At 34.7% G+C, this 17,027-nt stretch carries 27 protein-coding genes and 2 pseudogenes; 4 read left to right on the top strand and 25 right to left on the bottom strand.

What is annotated here, in order from left to right; all coding sequences use genetic code 11:
* Positions 1-107: 107 nt before the first annotated feature.
* Positions 108-251: a hypothetical protein gene (locus ILS93_RS00665; RefSeq protein WP_222659630.1), complete on the bottom strand. Its 144-nt coding sequence runs from the start codon at positions 249-251 to the stop codon at positions 108-110.
* A 202-nt stretch (positions 252-453) separates the two neighbouring features.
* On the opposite strand from ILS93_RS00665, the gene ILS93_RS00660 reads away from it, so the two are divergent.
* The gene (locus ILS93_RS00660; protein WP_097819119.1) at positions 454-702 is read left to right on the top strand and encodes a hypothetical protein; all 249 of its coding nucleotides are present in this window, start codon (positions 454-456) and stop codon (positions 700-702) included.
* 691 nt (positions 703-1,393) lie between these two features.
* Here ILS93_RS00660 and ILS93_RS00655 read toward each other — a convergent pair.
* Positions 1,394-1,783: a hypothetical protein gene (locus ILS93_RS00655; protein ID WP_222659628.1), complete on the bottom strand. Its 390-nt coding sequence runs from the start codon at positions 1,781-1,783 to the stop codon at positions 1,394-1,396.
* A 9-nt stretch (positions 1,784-1,792) separates the two neighbouring features.
* The gene (locus tag ILS93_RS00650; protein WP_261783847.1) at positions 1,793-2,686 is read right to left on the bottom strand and encodes a zinc-finger domain-containing protein; all 894 of its coding nucleotides are present in this window, start codon (positions 2,684-2,686) and stop codon (positions 1,793-1,795) included.
* Positions 2,687-2,810: 124 nt separating this feature from the next.
* On the opposite strand from ILS93_RS00650, the gene ILS93_RS00645 reads away from it, so the two are divergent.
* Positions 2,811-3,320 carry a hypothetical protein gene (locus tag ILS93_RS00645; protein WP_222659624.1) on the top strand — a complete coding sequence of 170 codons (510 nt, stop codon included), beginning with the start codon at positions 2,811-2,813 and terminating at the stop codon, positions 3,318-3,320.
* 92 nt (positions 3,321-3,412) lie between these two features.
* On the opposite strand, the pseudogene ILS93_RS00640 reads toward ILS93_RS00645, so the two are convergent.
* From ILS93_RS00640 to ILS93_RS00565, 16 genes and pseudogenes are all read right to left on the bottom strand, one after another.
* Positions 3,413-3,493 (bottom strand): annotated as a pseudogene (locus ILS93_RS00640) (2-methylcitrate dehydratase); the annotation flags it as partial.
* 14 nt (positions 3,494-3,507) lie between these two features.
* Positions 3,508-3,924, bottom strand: a complete 417-nt coding sequence (locus ILS93_RS00635; protein WP_222659622.1) for a DUF1064 domain-containing protein — start codon at positions 3,922-3,924, stop codon at positions 3,508-3,510.
* 557 nt (positions 3,925-4,481) lie between these two features.
* The gene (locus ILS93_RS00630) at positions 4,482-4,790 is read right to left on the bottom strand and encodes a hypothetical protein (RefSeq protein ID WP_261783843.1); all 309 of its coding nucleotides are present in this window, start codon (positions 4,788-4,790) and stop codon (positions 4,482-4,484) included.
* A gap of 153 nt (positions 4,791-4,943) precedes the next feature.
* Complete coding sequence (locus ILS93_RS00625; RefSeq protein ID WP_222660539.1) at positions 4,944-5,450, bottom strand: YpiB family protein; 507 nt, start codon at positions 5,448-5,450, stop codon at positions 4,944-4,946.
* Complete coding sequence (locus tag ILS93_RS00620; RefSeq protein ID WP_222659617.1) at positions 5,431-5,619, bottom strand: hypothetical protein; 189 nt, start codon at positions 5,617-5,619, stop codon at positions 5,431-5,433. The genes ILS93_RS00625 and ILS93_RS00620 overlap by 20 nt, the downstream gene beginning before the upstream one ends.
* A 5-nt stretch (positions 5,620-5,624) precedes the next feature.
* Positions 5,625-6,434 (bottom strand): ATP-binding protein, encoded by an 810-nt coding sequence (locus ILS93_RS00615; RefSeq protein WP_261784049.1) that lies wholly within the window; start codon positions 6,432-6,434, stop codon positions 5,625-5,627.
* Entirely contained in the window at positions 6,388-7,251 is an 864-nt protein-coding gene (locus tag ILS93_RS00610) for a DnaD domain-containing protein (protein WP_222659615.1), read from the bottom strand. Before ILS93_RS00610 ends, ILS93_RS00615 begins: the two co-directional genes overlap by 47 nt.
* A 170-nt stretch (positions 7,252-7,421) precedes the next feature.
* A complete protein-coding gene (gene recT / locus ILS93_RS00605) occupies positions 7,422-8,228 on the bottom strand; it encodes a recombination protein RecT (RefSeq protein WP_222659612.1) in 807 nt (268 codons plus the stop codon).
* Positions 8,229-8,243: 15 nt separating this feature from the next.
* Positions 8,244-9,179: a YqaJ viral recombinase family nuclease gene (locus ILS93_RS00600; protein WP_088046591.1), complete on the bottom strand. Its 936-nt coding sequence runs from the start codon at positions 9,177-9,179 to the stop codon at positions 8,244-8,246.
* A gap of 77 nt (positions 9,180-9,256) precedes the next feature.
* Positions 9,257-9,472, bottom strand: a complete 216-nt coding sequence (locus ILS93_RS00595; RefSeq protein WP_088046590.1) for a YqaI family protein — start codon at positions 9,470-9,472, stop codon at positions 9,257-9,259.
* Positions 9,462-9,650 (bottom strand): hypothetical protein, encoded by a 189-nt coding sequence (locus ILS93_RS00590; RefSeq protein WP_088046589.1) that lies wholly within the window; start codon positions 9,648-9,650, stop codon positions 9,462-9,464. The genes ILS93_RS00595 and ILS93_RS00590 overlap by 11 nt, the downstream gene beginning before the upstream one ends.
* Positions 9,651-9,971, bottom strand: a complete 321-nt coding sequence (locus ILS93_RS00585) for a 4-alpha-glucanotransferase (RefSeq protein ID WP_088046588.1) — start codon at positions 9,969-9,971, stop codon at positions 9,651-9,653.
* The gene (locus ILS93_RS00580; protein WP_222660557.1) at positions 9,968-10,135 is read right to left on the bottom strand and encodes a hypothetical protein; all 168 of its coding nucleotides are present in this window, start codon (positions 10,133-10,135) and stop codon (positions 9,968-9,970) included. The genes ILS93_RS00585 and ILS93_RS00580 overlap by 4 nt, the downstream gene beginning before the upstream one ends.
* Positions 10,136-10,145: 10 nt before the next feature.
* Positions 10,146-10,427 carry a helix-turn-helix domain-containing protein gene (locus tag ILS93_RS00575; RefSeq protein ID WP_088046587.1) on the bottom strand — a complete coding sequence of 94 codons (282 nt, stop codon included), beginning with the start codon at positions 10,425-10,427 and terminating at the stop codon, positions 10,146-10,148.
* 2 nt (positions 10,428-10,429) lie between these two features.
* Positions 10,430-10,693 (bottom strand): helix-turn-helix domain-containing protein, encoded by a 264-nt coding sequence (locus tag ILS93_RS00570; RefSeq protein ID WP_088046586.1) that lies wholly within the window; start codon positions 10,691-10,693, stop codon positions 10,430-10,432.
* 123 nt (positions 10,694-10,816) lie between these two features.
* Positions 10,817-11,026, bottom strand: a complete 210-nt coding sequence (locus ILS93_RS00565; RefSeq protein WP_088046585.1) for a helix-turn-helix domain-containing protein — start codon at positions 11,024-11,026, stop codon at positions 10,817-10,819.
* 169 nt (positions 11,027-11,195) lie between these two features.
* Between ILS93_RS00565 and ILS93_RS00560 the strand changes: the two genes are divergently transcribed.
* On the top strand, positions 11,196-11,534 hold the full coding sequence (locus ILS93_RS00560; RefSeq protein ID WP_088060324.1) for a helix-turn-helix domain-containing protein: 339 nt from the start codon (positions 11,196-11,198) through the stop codon (positions 11,532-11,534).
* Positions 11,535-11,553: 19 nt separating this feature from the next.
* Here ILS93_RS00560 and ILS93_RS00555 read toward each other — a convergent pair whose 3' ends face one another.
* From ILS93_RS00555 to ILS93_RS00540, 4 genes are all read right to left on the bottom strand, one after another.
* On the bottom strand, positions 11,554-11,694 hold the full coding sequence (locus ILS93_RS00555; RefSeq protein WP_179194421.1) for a hypothetical protein: 141 nt from the start codon (positions 11,692-11,694) through the stop codon (positions 11,554-11,556).
* Between the two features lie 121 nt (positions 11,695-11,815).
* On the bottom strand, positions 11,816-11,965 hold the full coding sequence (locus ILS93_RS00550) for a hypothetical protein (RefSeq protein ID WP_088046583.1): 150 nt from the start codon (positions 11,963-11,965) through the stop codon (positions 11,816-11,818).
* Between the two features lie 12 nt (positions 11,966-11,977).
* Positions 11,978-13,075 carry an AimR family lysis-lysogeny pheromone receptor gene (locus ILS93_RS00545; protein WP_222659610.1) on the bottom strand — a complete coding sequence of 366 codons (1,098 nt, stop codon included), beginning with the start codon at positions 13,073-13,075 and terminating at the stop codon, positions 11,978-11,980.
* Positions 13,076-13,853: 778 nt separating this feature from the next.
* Positions 13,854-14,315: a hypothetical protein gene (locus ILS93_RS00540; protein ID WP_222659608.1), complete on the bottom strand. Its 462-nt coding sequence runs from the start codon at positions 14,313-14,315 to the stop codon at positions 13,854-13,856.
* A 234-nt stretch (positions 14,316-14,549) separates the two neighbouring features.
* Between ILS93_RS00540 and ILS93_RS00535 the strand changes: the two genes are divergently transcribed.
* Positions 14,550-15,659, top strand: a complete 1,110-nt coding sequence (locus tag ILS93_RS00535; protein ID WP_222659606.1) for a site-specific integrase — start codon at positions 14,550-14,552, stop codon at positions 15,657-15,659.
* 38 nt (positions 15,660-15,697) lie between these two features.
* On the opposite strand, the gene ILS93_RS00530 is transcribed toward ILS93_RS00535, so the two are convergent.
* Positions 15,698-16,399, bottom strand: a complete 702-nt coding sequence (locus ILS93_RS00530) for a pPIWI_RE module domain-containing protein (protein ID WP_222659604.1) — start codon at positions 16,397-16,399, stop codon at positions 15,698-15,700.
* A gap of 329 nt (positions 16,400-16,728) precedes the next feature.
* Positions 16,729-16,998 (bottom strand): annotated as a pseudogene (locus ILS93_RS00525) (thiaminase II/PqqC family protein); the annotation flags it as partial.
* Positions 16,999-17,027 lie beyond the last annotated feature (29 nt).

Here is a 17,027-nt window from a genome sequence, read left to right as displayed (position 1 = left end):
CAATTTCTTTTCATCATAAAATTCGAATGAATAGTTTTAAATTTGAATAACTTAGTGTTATAATGATAGAGATCGATAATCATATTTATCTATTTAAAGAAGAGTTCTCAACTTTCAGCCCCTAGACGCGTACCGTTAGGGGCTGATCTCTTTTCAAATAACGATTTTATTAAAATCCCCACTTGCCTCTTTTCTTTAATGACATGCTCCATAACTCCAAGTAAGGCATACAATATTAAAAATTTACACATAAAAAATCTGATTACAATTTTTTAGATTTTTCTTTTTCATGAGATATTCACCTACCTTATTGAGAGCGCATTTTTATATGTGCTCTTTTATTTATTAGTAAATAAGGATTTTATTTGACTTCAGGTCTTACATAAGACCGACTAGACACTAACATTTTTATGTAGTACAATTCCTATCAGAAAAATGTTAGGAGATTTACTTATGACTTTTGAAGATAACCGTCAATTAGGAATTCAACAAGGATGTATAGTTATAACAGATCAATCGCAATATCTTGTTGTTAAGAAGAATGAAAATTATTCTTTATTAAACATCGAAACTATGGAATGCATAAACTTTGAAGTTTCACTTGAACACCTTGAAGAAATGGTTCAAGTAGATTTAAAAGAAAAAATTCAAGATATCATTCCACCAGAGAATATTAAGATCGTCGCTCAAAACAGAATATAAAATGTATTTTCTAAGAGCACTTTCGTTAGTGCTCTTTTTTCATGAATAGTTTCAAATAACTATTTTGTTTAAATTTACCTTAATTCACATTGAGTTTTCTTAACATTCGAATTAATGACTGTATAATATAATTAAACTATTTGTATGAGAGGTGATTATTATGAACTGGAAACAAAAATACAATCCAAAGTATCTCTTTTACCGCATGTATAGCTATATTTATAAAGCCCTTGATGATATATCATGGTGCTTAAAATAATTTAGATTGTTATGAGTACACATTTTCTGTGTGCTCTTTTCACATTTCTATAAAATAACGCTTTTGTTTAATAAAAACCAATTAACTATAATTTGAAAAATCGGAAACATTTACTCAATGTTTTTTCTGAATACTCATGCTATTATTTATGTGCTGGTGTTCACCATCCCAAGAACTCAGTAATTTCATCCAAAGGCTCCACTCTCACCCTTTTGAGAGTGGAGCCTTTATTTATAAGGTTTATCCTCAATATTTATTTTTATAAAATTCAAATTTGATATTTATCAAAATCTTCAACACATGTAAAATTTTCGTAAAGATTGCTATGACTCAGCCTATCCACCCCAGAAACGTTATATAATGAATTTGCAAACACCTGGTTTGCACATAAGTACCTTTCTGTACGACATAACTCTTTTGCTAGGAGAAATCCTAGCCTTTTTTGATTTCTCTCATATCAGTGGGCCCTTTCCAAAGACCTAGTTGTTTCCATTGTTTTTTCTTTTTTTCGACATACGAGGGGCTAAGATCATACATAATACCAATATCCTTATCCGGTATACCTTGTATATTTAAATTCCTAACAACCTCAGGTGTTAAACCACTCGGCGCTTCCCTTCTTGGCCCACCATTCTTTTTAGGCTGTGTATCCAAATATCTACCCAACTGGCGTAATTCTTCACCAGTCGGGCATGCTTTACATTCATTGACACTGAAACATTCGTTTGATGTACGATTGTAATAACAACGTCTGCATTTCTGTTCGATAATGTCACCAATTTGGTATGTGAGCTCTTTTCGTTCTTCCTTTGTCAGTTTCATACCATCCACCTACAAGACTACTTTGAGCGCCAAACCAAGCGCTTGCGCTCTACCTTGTAGTTCTAAACGATGCTCACGTTCTTTCGCAGCCGTTTCATTTGCAGCGCCAACTTGGATATGCATTTTCCGTAGGTCATGCTCTATTTCATGATTCTTTTCCGTAATTGCATTGAATTCGTTAAGTAATGTGTTGTAATCCTCATCACGAGATTGTAACTGATCTTGCATGAGTTTGAGTGCATCTTCCGCTTTCAAGCGTAATTTTGTTTCTGCGATATGTTCTTTTGCTAGTATGTCATTTGCTTTTTTGAGGTCCTCATACAGTTTCGATACTTCACGTAATTCTTTTTGCATCGCATCTTTTTCATCGAGAATCCCATTTAATCGGCCTTTCCAGAAAGCATCTAACGATTCTGTTTTCTCGACATGTTCAGTAGCTACAGATTTTAATTCTGACGGTTCAGATTTCGTTTTCTCAACGTTTTGAGGTTGTGGTGATGGTTTTGTGTTCTGAGGTTTCTTTGATTCTCCTACACGCTTACTAGGTGTTCCGTTTGCTTCACGTCTTTTTGAAATATGATAATACAAGTTTTTTTCGCTTACCCCAAGATAACTAGCGATTTTTACCCAAGTCCACTTTACTGAATCTGATTCACGTAATTTATTTGCCGTTGTACAAATTTGATCCCAATTTCTTTGTTCAGCCATATGTTCCGTTCTCCCCTCGAGTAGGCTTTCACCTAAGCTTTTTATATTTTTACCAACTTCACAGTTCTCTGAACACCACCGTGCTAGTGCATAATTGTTCCCAATCGATTTCGGAACGGTTTTACACCCTTTGCAATGTTCATCTTGTAAATTTAGAATCTTGAGTCGGATTTGACGTTTCTCAGCTTTGCTCAATCCATCACCCCATATGAGATTGAAAGGCAGGTAGTACAACGCAATTGTCATACTACCAACCTAATAAAAAACTAGTAATAACATCCAAAAATAGTTATATTTAAATTTAAGGAGGTATAACTTTATGAAAAATTTCATTTCTTTATTTGTAGGCGTAATAATTATTTATGGCATGTTTTTTTCCGAATACCATTTGAGCCCTAATACTGACGAAAGCTACAAAATTTTTTGGGTAGAATACAAATTTGAAGATTCCAAGGATGTCATAATAAAAGATAACCTAAGCTTCGTCGATGGCCTTCAAAATGGAACTACCTTATGGGGTAAATCTATTAAGAGTCTATTTGTAGGTGGTTGGGATTTATATGATTCCTTACGCTTATACGTATCCATGCTTAATACCAATTTTTTGCTTAAACTAGTTCTACATCTTGTAGTAATTATTGCTAGCTTTGTAATAGCATTTCTTGCAATGTTCGCAGCACTAATAGTATTTTTCTACAAACTTCTATTCTTTAAAGCTTCAATTAGTTATTACATGGGATTTTGCGTATCATTCTTCGGCATAATGGCATTATCACAATTTGCAGACGATTCCTCTTCTAAGAAAAGGACCTATGACAAAGCATCCTAATTCTTTTATGAGCTTAGCAGAGTCGTGCTAAGCTCATCTTATTCTTCAGCATTATCTTCCTTCGGTTTCTCTTCTGCCTTTGGCTGCCCTACTACTTCCAAAACGATTTCCTTTTTACCATCAGCTTTTAGGTTTACTTTCTTTACAGTTGGTTTGAATTCGATATATGACATATGATCCGCTCCCTTTATTTCGCTTTTTTAAGTTTTTTCTCTTCACGTTTTAATTTGTTGTACTCATCTAGTGTGATGAATCCGCCATATTTGATAACATGCTTTAAAAGAATGAGTTGTAAATGTGGGTATTTATATTCAAACATCTTCTTTTTCACCGCGAATGTTTCCGTAACCATACCCTTTATGTCTACAACTTCCACTTCACCATTTGGCAAATAGATCATGAAGTCAGCGATATATGTAATTGCCACAAACTTTTTACCGTTCTTTGTAAATGCTGGTTGCAATGTAAATCTTGGTTGTAATTCAAAGCTTGTAATTTCACCTGCAGCTTGACGTATTTTTAATCCAGAGTAATAATCGGCTTCTGCTTTACTATCGAATACATGGCCGTCTAGTTTAACTTTCTTGTTGTTATATTTACTCATTGTTTTTCTCTTTCGCTTCACTGATCAGTAAAGTGATTTCATAAACAACATTTATCAAACATTCCATGTTTCTTCACCCCTTGAATATTTTTCAAAAATCAATACATACTATTTTCAAGCCGCTTAATCCACGGCTGGTACTTCCTTCTCTTTACAGTAAGAGGCAGATTGGTTCATAACTTTTCTAATTCTTACTGTATATTTTTAAAAATATCGAAAATAATACCAACAAGCTGTTTGAACTAGCAGCTTCACTCTTCTCGTAATGGGAATGCAATATATCACAATTAGCTAACTCATTCGACTAACTGGCAGACAAACGAAAATGTTGTCTGCTTTTTGTATGGAATTTTTTATTTTACATATACTACTTTTGAGCCTGTTACCAATGTAAGCCATTTGGTGTTTTGAATTCCGACTAAGCTTTTTTGTTGCATAGATTATTACATCTTTGACAACACTGTTTTAAAGCGCGTTTTCTGGTTATTCGTAGTTCTAATCCAGAATAATTTTTCTCCTATAAAGGACGGCAGGTACGACTGCTCGTCCTTTTTTACTTATACCGCATACTCTCCCTTCTGGTAGTTTCGAACCACATTTCCCTCATCATCGTAGTAAGCAATTTCCCAATAGGGGTGGCAGTTATGCTTCTCAATTTCCCCATCGAACAAAACGAACAAATTAGTTTTCCAGTTTCCAACGATCGTACCCCACATGCCAGCTACGTTTACTCGCATACCTATGTAAGCGAAATGGAGATTGCGGTAATTCTGCATTTTCTTAAACGCTTTCGCTGCGCTATACATACGCCTAATATCAAAAACACCTTCGTTCTCGCACTTTACAAACTTCATGAATTCAACCATCGGCATCGTTAGAAACTTTGTTCTGAACTTCTGCCAGTACAGGAATCTTGCCTTTCCCTCGGTTTCTGCTACTACAAACTCTTCGTTTGGCCAATGTTCGAAAATGGTTGTGAGTTTGAATTTGTATAGAACCACCATTCTTCCACCTCCCCCTTAATTTGCAATCAACTTACGGAAAAGTTCTTCGTTTCTTGTGTCCAGTGCATGATCAATAAGTTGTGCTTTAGCGAGTTTTTCTAAATCATTAACTACCTGTGCTAGTTCCAATCTTTCAGTAAAAGGTAGATCTGTTTCATCAGATACTTCACCTTCTAATACCTCAATGAATAACGGATATCTGAATTTATCAGCGAAGTTTAATTCAATAAAAATTGCTTCTTTTAGATTAAAACGGATCTGATCAAAAGCTTTGTCTGGATCATCAGAAACTAAATTGTTTTTATAAAATTTAAATGGTACTGTTTTTGTGCATTGTGTAGACATAAACAACGAAATCGGTTTATCGAATTTAACCCGTTCTACAAAATGCACTCTTTTTAATGCCCCTTCATTTTTCAGTAAATACTCCAGAATCCAAAGGCACTCTCTCCATTTCATTTTGTAATGCTCTTTAAACCATTCAATAAACTCACGCTTTTTCTCAACCGACACGCTGCTCATGCAGTAACCCCCTTTTCCATCCTTCAAATTTTTCTATCCAAGCATCCCAATTTTCTTTTTGCTTTGCTGCTTGTTGCTCTGCTACCTCACAAGTACAACCTTCAATCGTTATCATCCCAGGATAAATTTCTTTTTGAACTACGCCAGTGTTACTGCATGACATGCACATTTTCTTCACTCCTTCTCACGATAATCTTCGCCTTCTACAGCGATTAAATAATGTTTACTCATTCCAAACAATCGACTCTTTGCTGCATAACCAATCTTTTCAGGTAATGTTTCATCATCTTCATTCGAGCTGTATAAAATCGCTAAATTATGACGATACCGATAATCAATGATTTGATAGTAGAGGTTCTCCTTCGCTTCCGACCATTTCGATTTTCCTAAGTCATCCCAGATGAGAACCTCTACTTTTTTTGCGTGGTTTAACAATCGATTAGATTCCTTTTTGTCATCGTTCATCATCTTCGCTGCAATCAGATCATCCATGAAAGTTCCGTCTGATATAAGTAGTACGCTATACCCTCGCTTCATAAGATACTTTGCTGCCGCTACTTGAAGATGTGTTTTACCGAGTCCAAAACTATTATGTTCTCTCTTCGCTTGCGCTCGCTTTGCTGCTTCTAATTGCTTAATTCGTAACTCTCCAAATGTTGCGATGAAGCCCAGGCTATTTTGTTTTGTATCCTTGATCTCTTTGAAGTTCTGTAGGTATTTACCCATCGTGCTATACAAAAGCTTTTGTTCTTCTGTTTCTCTTTTGTACGAATCAAACCGAGCATCTGTAAATTCTTCTGGAATCATCGCGTTCTTCAACCTGCGTTCCATTACTCGTTGCGCTTTGCACTCACAATCTTTTTGCATAGATACTCGCATACCGAATTCATTCACTTCTTCGTAAAAAACTACTTCTGAATCCTGACACTTTACACATCTATACTCGTTTAATGAAGCTTGGCATGTTGCGCTCTCGGCTTGCATTTTCTTCCTCATAGCTTCTGCTCGTACCATAACCGCTGCCAGTTCGTTTCCGACGTGTCGCATTTCCTACACCACCTCTTTGGTTTTTATAATCCTCATCAAGCTTGATTACATCTGCCAATGTTTTCACGTTACTTTTTTGCCAGTTGAATAAAATACCGCTAATGTATTTCCATCGTTTTGCGTTCTGATCAACTGCTCTATCAACAGCTTCCATAATGATTTGGCTACCTAATACATCACTAAACTCTCCCAAATCCTGCATTGCCGTTTCACTTAATGGAATGTTGTTCTGTAAAAGGTAGTTGTAACTTTTTTGAAATTCTTCATCAATCAAAGGATGCTTATCTACATCATCATTTTTATCTGTAGTAGTCTCTGTAGTAATCTCTGGTAATGGCCTGTCCATATTGCCCCGTCCACCAGACCATTTTGCTCTGGTGGTCTGGTCAAAATGATCACACGTCTGGTCATTTTGACCTGTCGTGTTATTTTCGATATTTTGAAGCACTTCATAATCAATGCGATACCATTTGGTGTTATCGATTTTAAGCTTGTTGTATTTCCCAACTATAATTAAGTGCTGACCTTCTAGCTTTTTTATCGTTCTTTTTATCGTACTTTCAGACCAAAACGGAAATTGCTTTTGCCACTCTTCATAAGTGTTATAGACCCACCGAAACCCATCTCTCACGTTTTTACTTTTTTCAAGCCAATAATGAAGTTGCTGAAGAATGATCGCTTCATTTAAACCAATAGCTGCAGCTAACTTCGGTAAAATAACTAAAGGTTCATCATCTAACAGAAGCTTACTCATTCACTTACCCCCTTGTGCAAATCGCGATGTAACACCCATTTTCCTTAATAACTTTCTCTATTCGATAACCTGGATATCCAGTTTGTATATAGCGTGCAATAGACTGTTTTAAATCATCTTTTGATTGTGCCCTCTCCCACAATTTGCGAGAGAGTAGCACCTTTGACTTGTTATTCACCTTCAATCACGAATTCTGCCTGGCCATTCCCTTCGGCTGATTGATCTGCTTCAATTGAATCAGCTTCGATGAATTCTGGTTCTTCTGTAATATCTTTACGAACAACTTCATCATGCTGCGCTTGTGACTGAACTTCAATGCTAATTGGTAAGTATTTAAACATGTAACGAACCACTGTTTTCTTTGCCATTTCCTCATAATCTGTTTTCCAAGGGCTATAGTTGGAATTCACTGAAGCTGAACGCCCTCTACGTTTTTCAATTTCACTCTTTGGCATAAATTCCATTTGATGCCCACCATCTTTGAAATGTGCGACTGCATACGCCCCGATAAACTCACCACGATCACAAAATGATGGTTTGTGCTTCAGTTGAGGGTGCAAACCTAACTCGTATTCAAACTCATCATTTTCGTACACTGCATGAGCGTAAATGCTTTGAATATGGCCTGAACGTCTTGCTAAATCAATCATTCCTTTATATCCGATAATGAAAGTCGCTTCACTCTTATACGGTAAGATGTAGCAATGTCCTAGTAACCCAGGTTCAAGTCCTAACTGTACGGCTTGCATAACAGCTCCCATAAGCGATGGTACTTTGCATTCAAGTAACTTTGGATTTGTTCGAATCGTTGTTAATGCAATTCGGCTCATACGATCCATACTCATATGCTTTGGTAATACTTCCGCAAAACGTGGAGCCATCTTTTTCATGTACGCTTCTACTGTTTGTTCAGGCGTTACTGGAGCGCTTGCTTTACGACCTGCTAATTGATTTTTAACTTTTTCATTAGTTGCCATTATTTATTTCCTCCCTTATTTAACCGTGAATTTTCTTGATTTAGAGTCTTTAACATATTGTTCAAACAAATCAGGGTGTTCCGCTTTAAACCGCTTGCTATCAAAACGATTTGTAATGTATGACTTCCAAAAAACTTTGTAGTTCTCAGTTCCGCCAGCTTCATTGGTACCGAGTTTTGCTTTAATTTTGTTTTCGTACTCTGCCTTTTGCTCTTGCAGCACTTTAATCTCTCTATCCACTTGATCACGAGCTTCAATGAGAATTTCTTCTTGCTTGCCTAAACTTACAAAGCTATCTGTAATGGATTCTGGATATAAATGTTTAAGTAATTCTGTTGATGCATCCGAACCGTCAAACATCGGTGGCTCGTTCTTCTCAACGTTGTTGAGCCAAAAGTCTTTTTCAATATCGATAAGGTATTGAATCAGTTCCTCATCACGTTCAATTTTTTTATGAACAAATTTGTTACCACCGATGAGTACCGCAATCCACCATGCTTCATAGCCAGTTACGGCCATATAATGTTGACACTGTAAGAGATAAGCAGCTGGAACTTCTTCGTCTTCCCACTCTTTTTTCAAATATTCCGACGCTGTTTTGCATTCGAGTCCAATCTTCTCACCAATAATTAAACGGTCTACGTTTGCTAACATCCAAGGATATTCAGGATGTTGAAGGATTGCATTTCTACGTTGTACTTTCAAATCCGTACGCTTAGAAAATTCCTTTGCAACTACTTCTTCCAGAACATTACCGAAGTATGCCGCTTCACTTTGTATATCTTCTTTTTCAATCGCTTGTGTTTTTTCAAGGAACACTTGAACCGCTGATTTCCATTTATTTAAACCTGCAATTGCAGAAACATCTGAGCCGCCAATACCTTGTGTACGTGCTTGCAACCACTGATCGTGGTCCATATTGAGTGTGTTTACCAATACTTTTGCTTGCATGTTCTATTCACTCGCTTTCCGTGATATACTAGCTATAACTTATCTTTTAAAGGGAACCCATTGCCGTGGGTTCTTTTTTATTCCCCTGCGGTTTTCTTCTCAAATCCAAGCTGTGTAATCATGTAATCCATGATGTTATCCTTTAAAACCACTTCACCATCTGGTGCGATTAAAAACTCGTCACCTGGTAGAATTTCATTACCTAATGCATCTTCAACTGGATGGTCTATCATCTGTTCTTGTGGATCCGCTTTACCGTAGCCGTTGTGCATCGACATCGGGTTATCTAACATCTTGTTCACCTCCTTCTAAAGAAGAACGTTTTTTAATGTTTTCTCTCAACTTCCGATGTTCAATGGCACACGTTGCATGTTGTGTTCTCCATCTGCCTTGGAATCGTTCGAAGTGACCTTCTCTTACTCCGACTTTCTTTCCACATCGATAACAGTAGCCTTCATACTTATTTCTCACTTAGCTCACCTCCTCGCAAAGCGTAATGTAATGAGCTCTTACCACCGCACTTGCATCAACACCTTGACTTCTTAACCGCTGAATGATCCCTAAAATGTTTTTACGATCTCTTTCATGTTCTTCATCATATTTTTCTTTCGCTCGATACAGTGCTGCAAGCTCTCTCCTTGCCAGACGTGCTTCCTTAATCCATTCACATAATGAATGTGCATCATGTTTTCTTAGTGCTTCAATTTGCTTTTGATTGCAATGTTGTAAGAACTCATCTAGTACTTGTTTCTTTTGCATGTCTTTTGGTAGAACTGGTGCTGTAATGCTCATATTCTTTTCACCTTCCGTAACTGTTTATTTTCTTGCTTTAATTGTTCGTTCTCGCTGATAAGCTTTTCAAATGAATTAAATAACGCTGCACCACCCACGACTGACACGCTAACCACCGCTGTTATTAAAAGGCTGAATGTGCTTTCAACCAATATTGCTTCCACTAAATCCCTCCTATACGATTTTTTCCGCTTGCTTTTCCATCCACTCATAAAATTTATGAGTAATGATCATCCAACGTTTTCCTTCTCTAAATGCCGGAAATCCGTCAGTTTTAACGATTTCATACATTCTGTTCTTTCCGACTCCCAGAATCTCCATCGCTTCTTCCAATGTAAGTAAAGGCTTTTGGTTAACAACTTGTGACTGTTGGTTTTGAAGAAGCTCTACTAATGGTTGAATTGCTTCTGAAACAGCTTCTTTTACTGCTTTTTTGATTTGTTCCTCAATGTTCATTGCTACAACTCCTTTTGCGCTTCTAGCCACGCTTCCAAATCTTTTTGTAAGAAGAGTAACTTGCGTCCTTCTCGAATAACCGGAAACTGCGGATGGTTTGCAAGTTCATACACTCTGCAAACTGCGATGTTGAGATAAGCAGCTGCTTCTTTCACTCGCAATACCTTGTTTGGCTGTGATTGTTGGTGTAAATCAGCTAATGCTAATCTGATTTCTTCACGAATCACTTCACGGATTGACTCTTTAATGATTTGATCTAATCCCATTTTCTTTAGCTCCTTTATAAATGTGATTTACTTATGAAATTTTGATTTAAGGCAAAAATATCTCATAAAGTATACCTATTAAGTTTGCTTCAAGCAAACCCCTAGGTAAAAAATAAAGTCGTCTTAAACTGACTCCTTTAAAATTTCTTCAGTGTTTACATTTAACAATTTTGCTATTTTAACCAACTTTGTAATGCTTGGCTGTCTGTTACCCAATTCCAAATTGCAGTAGATTGATTTGTTTCGATAACCAACATTTTCAGCAACGTAACTCTGACTAAATCCAAGCTGTGTTCGTAAGGCTTTAACTTTTTCGGTATCAAGTACCATCATTTTTTATCACCTTCATCTTGTTTGTTAATTTGATTATATACTAAGGGTTTGCTTCAAGCAACCTTTTTATTCGAAAAATTTTAGTTGTCTTGTAGCAAACCTTTTTGTTACATTCTATATAGGGAATTCATTGACTTAACTCAATGAATTTTTAGGGGAGGATTTACTAATGAGCGAAAATATAATTGGTATTAGAATTAAAGAGATACGAGTAGAGCTTCTTAAAATGAGTCAACTTGAATTCGCAGAAGCTATAAATGCTAAAAAATCAATGATTTCTTTATATGAAAATGGTCATAGAAACCCATCTAGAGAGACCGTTGAAAAGATGTCTCGTATATCCGGGGTGTCAGCAGACTACATCATGGGGATTTCTGAATATAAAAATTTAAATTCAACAGATTCGAAATCAATAAAAGACGACCTCAAAGAAATAATGCAACAGATAAATGACCTGAATCCGAAGAAACGTGAAGAAATAATTAATATGATCAAAAATGAGTTATAAGAAAAAAGCGATAGATAGCTTAATTGCTAACCATCGCTTTTTTTATTTTATTCAGCTTTTCTAAAGCTTCTTTATCACCTTGATAAACCTTTTTTAATAACGATTCCATTTTCTTTTCAACAATAATCATTTCTGATTTTCCTTTTGTTAGATACCCCATATAACCCTTCCCCCATCACCCTTAATTATTCAAAAATGCCAAAATGAAGAAAATGAATAATCCCCTAAACGTACGAAATGCCATCGCATCTTTAGATGCAATGGCATTTTTAAATCATTTATTATCCTAAAGTGCCTGGGTCCATTCTCATCATTTGTACTTCTTTTACTTTTTCAGTGGCTTGATTATCTTTAATTGATACCGAACTAACAGATAACACTGATAATGTAAGCGTACATGCAATAACTAAACTAGCTACTATTTTTTTCATTCTCATTGTCCCTCACTTTAAGATATCAAAGATTTTTATGTAGAATAAATTGCCGTCTTTTAAGAATCGATGATATGCTTTTCTGCGCAATACTTCATCCTTTGTTGCTATTGATAAATAAAAGTCTTGAATTGCAGTGCGATTATCAATTTGATGTAAAATTGCAGAAGCTTTACTATTCTTATTCTGACGAATATAATGTAACGCCCTTTCAGCGTTATGATGTATATATTCTGATTTTACGGGAAAATTATGAATAATACAACAAAAAGAGATGGTATTTTCCACTAATTTTCTTTTAAGTAATGACTTGTTATTTTTTATTTTTTTCAATTCTACAAATGAAAGCTCAAAATAATACAATGCTTTATCAGGGTCGCAGAAAATATAACTTTCCGCAAATATACTTAATGCTGTAGCTTTTAATAAACTTGGAACCCCTTCTTCTACTAGCACTTTTTTTAATAAATCTCTAGCCATACCTACTTCATCCTGCATTAAATACGCATATGAGCATATTATGTTTAACTCTACCTCATTTAAGGTTCTTTCCAAACCTTTTGGCATATCATTTATTTTATCTTGTATCATGCCTTGTAACACTGTTAAAACATTGTATGCTCCTAGATCAAAATAACCATATATACTTAGGGTGTTCACAAGTATGCTCACCCCTGGTTTATTTAAATTGACTTTTGTGCGTAACTCTTCTATTTCTTTAAGAAATTCTCCTGACCTTAATAAACGAGTTTGTCTTTCTAAACAAACGCGAAAAATCTCTTTATAATTATTAGTAACTGATTGTTTATACTCTTTCCCAATAAGATCATGCAGTAATTCTGTATAACCTGATAAATATAAGTAATACATAGCAAGCCGTACATCTGCTTCTTTATCAGTACACTTTAAAAATTCCTGAACCACTTCCATTTTCTTCTCTTCAGAATCAAGTCCACCCAAGATTTTCATTAGTTTTGTGAAAGTCATAGGAACTTTCCCATTCAATGTTTTCCATAAATTTGACTGCGATAAATTTGTTGTTTTTGATAATTTCGCTGAATTCAAATCATCACTTAAAACAATACCTCCAAAGCCAATTGCTTTATTCATTCTAAAGCCTCCTTGAACGCGAGACACCTACCCGAATTTTCTCAATAGAAAAACTGTACCATAGGGGATTTCTTTTGGAATATTATGTTATACTTGGGCTGACTCATGGCAAAAGTTTTCCCTATCCATATTAGGGAACAGCGAAAGAGTGGCTGCACACTACTTTTGCTGCGCTATGGGTCTTTTTTGTTCTTATTTTTCATTTAAAATAAGTTTATCACAAGATTTAGAATCTTCATTCCACTTAAAGTCAATTCATGTTGAGAAAGTTTTTTCGAAAAGTCTATGCCCCAAAACTATTAGCAAGTATATTAATTGTAACCTATACTCTGGCAGTAAACGTCAAACATTTGCCGTTTACAATTTGTAAAAGAATCTTTAAGTGTAGACCTTAACATTATAGGTAAGGGTGTTGTCTTAGGAGTTATAACTGTAGGCATTGATTTGAAAGACGAAGTTCAAGATTGGTTACTTAAAAAAATTGAAAAATAAATTTCTGTAAATCAAAAGCACAGTAGCATTAAGCACTGTGCTTTTTTCTCTTTTTATATTCCGGTACCTGGGTCTTTCATGTATCCTCCACCTGGATCAGTTACTCTGTGACCACTAGGGTCTTTTGTGAATTCTCTCATATTCTCCCCTCCTTAATTTAATATACAAATATTGTATCTTACCTCTTTTATATCTGTAAATTTATTTTTCTATAAATCTGGATGATCTATATTTCGCTCCCTCATTATATATACAAACAAAAAAAGCACTCATAATGAGCGCTTTATTACACGTTATAACCTATCCATTTTTGTCCTAATGATGTATTAATTAAATACCAAGCTTGTTTTACTGTAACGTTTTGATTAGCAACATAACCTACTGGTTGAGAGCCCGGATCATTGCGTATAGCCATTTTTCCTGATACATATAAACGTCCCGCACCTGCATCAAAATCACGCCATAGTGAAGATTCCCATTGATTGAATCCCATCCATTTTTCCCCTAAAGATGTATTAACAATAAACCATGGTTGCTTTATTGTTACATATTGATTAGCTACATATCCTACTACTGTTGGATCACTTGGACTATTGAATAGTGGCTTTTTACCATAAATATAGTTTTGAAGTACCCCGACATAAGATACAATTCTTGCATCAGAATTCCCCGCTGCCATAGCTGGTGTAGAACCAATAGCCGTAAATGCTAATGCTAGTGCGAAAAATACTGCTAATAACTTTTTCATCTTTCTTCCTCCCCTTGAATCGCTTTATAATTTCATTAATTACATTACCGAATTTTCTGTATATTGTAAAGATAAAATTAGTATTATCTGACAATCATACCCTATAACCGAATTTGTTCATATATGGTAAAATGTATCCATCGCTGATATGTCCAACTATGTAATTTTCATAGCAGCAAAATTACAACTAGACTTATACAACATGATTCAAAACAAAATGAAGGAGTGTTATAAGTGAAAGGACATATTCGAAAAAGAGGAAATAAGTACTGTATTGTTATTGATATCGGTCCTGATCCAGAGACAGGAAAAAGAAGACAAAAGTGGTTTTCTGGTTATAATACAAAAAAAGAAGCACAGGCTGATGTTGCGAAGAAGATTACAGAATTAAATGAAGGAACTTTTATAGAACCATCTAAAGTTACATTAAAGGAATATCTAAATCATTGGCTAGAAATTAAAAGTATGAGTATAGAAAGAAGTACCTTTGTGGTCTATAGGGCATGTATCAACCAACATGTTATACCTAGTATAGGAATGGTTGCACTCCATAAATTGAATGTTATGCACATTCAAAAATGCTATAAAACTGCTATAGATAAAGGTATTGCAAACAATTCTATTCTGCTTATGCATAGAATATTAAAGAGCGCTTTAAATCTTGCTGTAAAACAAAATATTATTTCTCGAAATCCAGCTGCTTTTGCAGAGATACCGAAAAAAGAAAGAACCTCTATCCAGACTTGGACAGAGGAAGAAGTAAAAAAGTTTCTTTTGCATTCACAAGAATCACGATATCACATTGGGTATCTACTTGCAATAACTACAGGTATGCGTATGGGAGAAGTTCTAGGCTTACGATGGCAGGACGTTGATTTTGAAAAACACACCGTTACGATAAACCAAACATCGGGCCATGACAATAAGATCAAAAAAACAGCAAAAACAAATTCATCAAAGCGTACTATTCCTGTACCTAAAGAAACTATAGAATCCTTAAAAAGACATAAGCATTTAATTAATAAAGAGAAATTAAGGTTTGGCTCTGCTTATCAAGATCAAGATTTAATTAATTGTAATGAGTTTGGAAGAATAATAAAAAAAGCGCATTTCAGAAAAAGCTTCATTAGAGATACACATAAAGCGGGTATACAAGAAATTAAATTCCATGATTTAAGACATACACACGCTACTATACTATTGAAGCAAGGAGTTAACCCTAAAATTATCAGTGAGCGATTAGGTCATACAGACATTTCAATGACATTAAGTGTGTATTCGCATATTTTACCGAATATGCAAGAAGAAGCTGTTAAAAACTTCGGTAAAAGTATCTTTGGATAACTCATGTTTGCAAAATGTTTGCATTTTATAAAAATAAGTCAAACAAACACTGTTATATCAAGGTTTGTTTGACCTAACATCTTATATTCTTGATAAAACCTCCGAATTCCTATTGAAACATTTAATAACGGAATATTCTCGCCACCGCGCGTGATACATTCGAACCGATATACGTAGGCGAAATAATCTTGTGTTTTTTCATCTTTAATAGGCTCTGACATTGCCTCACAAATATTTTGTGATCTAAGCGGAGAAAAATATATATCTTCTTCGTTAATATTCTCTAATCGTACAGATTGTTCACAAAAAATATGTGAAATTAAAGCGGGCAACCACTTAGAATATACTTCATTATCATGTAGTACTGTTAAATTAGAAATTAAATCGTAATGCCATTCATATTTTGGCGATTCTATTAATTTATTAGGTTTCCAATCATGTATAACCTCATACCAACTTTGGAAAATATAATCGAGTTGTTCTTTTCTAATAGGTTCTTTGCATACAATCCATGGTGTATTTTCATTTAATACATATGGATTGTGCTGAATAAATAATATATCAGAAAACATATCATATAATCTTTCATTCAATCTTTTTAACTTACTTGTTAATAAAAATGTCTTATAATGTATTTCTACAATATCAAGCCATTCGATAGGAAAGTATATAAATGATACACTTTCATTTAAAAGCGGCTCTACAATATTCTCAAATGTTAATAACCGTAGTTTTTCCATGTAATGGATACTTCCTTTCTTCATTTGCCTTGATCATCTAAAAACTAGAAGAAACCGTTACGTTACATAATCTAATCAATTAAAACCCGGTTCTTTAAAATTTAATTATTATTAATTTATTCGAATAATACATTATAATTAAAAAATAATAATTGTTTATCTTCTATACTTTATAAAACACAACATATACATCACCACCTACTAATATTAAATATAGTACATTCGAATTATACAATATAAATAGTGTATTGTATTTGCAATTTACAATAACTTTACAAAAATAACGATAAAAAAGGTATTGTTCATTCCTATGTTCAACAATACCTTTTTTATCCAATTACTTCTTTTACATCTGTATTCACTGGCCACTTTTCTAAAGTATAAGCCATTTCCCAAAATGAATATTCATATTGGCTGCTAATAATAAAATGCTGTTTCATTCGATTTCGGTCTGCCTCTGTTACTTTTTCAGCTATTGCATCTAATCGTGTAATTTGCTCTTCAACTAAAGTACGGAACCAACCCGATGTAGAAATCCATTCTTTATAAATTGGCTCTTCTGGCTGACGCTCTTTTAAACATTCATCAATTGAGTAGAAATCAATATCATGCCCCGGTTTCGACTCAA

This window comes from Bacillus sp. 16GRE42 (assembly GCF_019837435.1).
Lineage (GTDB): Bacteria > Bacillota > Bacilli > Bacillales > Bacillaceae_G > Bacillus_A > Bacillus_A wiedmannii.
Note: the sequence above shows the minus strand (reverse complement) of the source record. Positions and strands in the feature narration are given on the sequence as shown.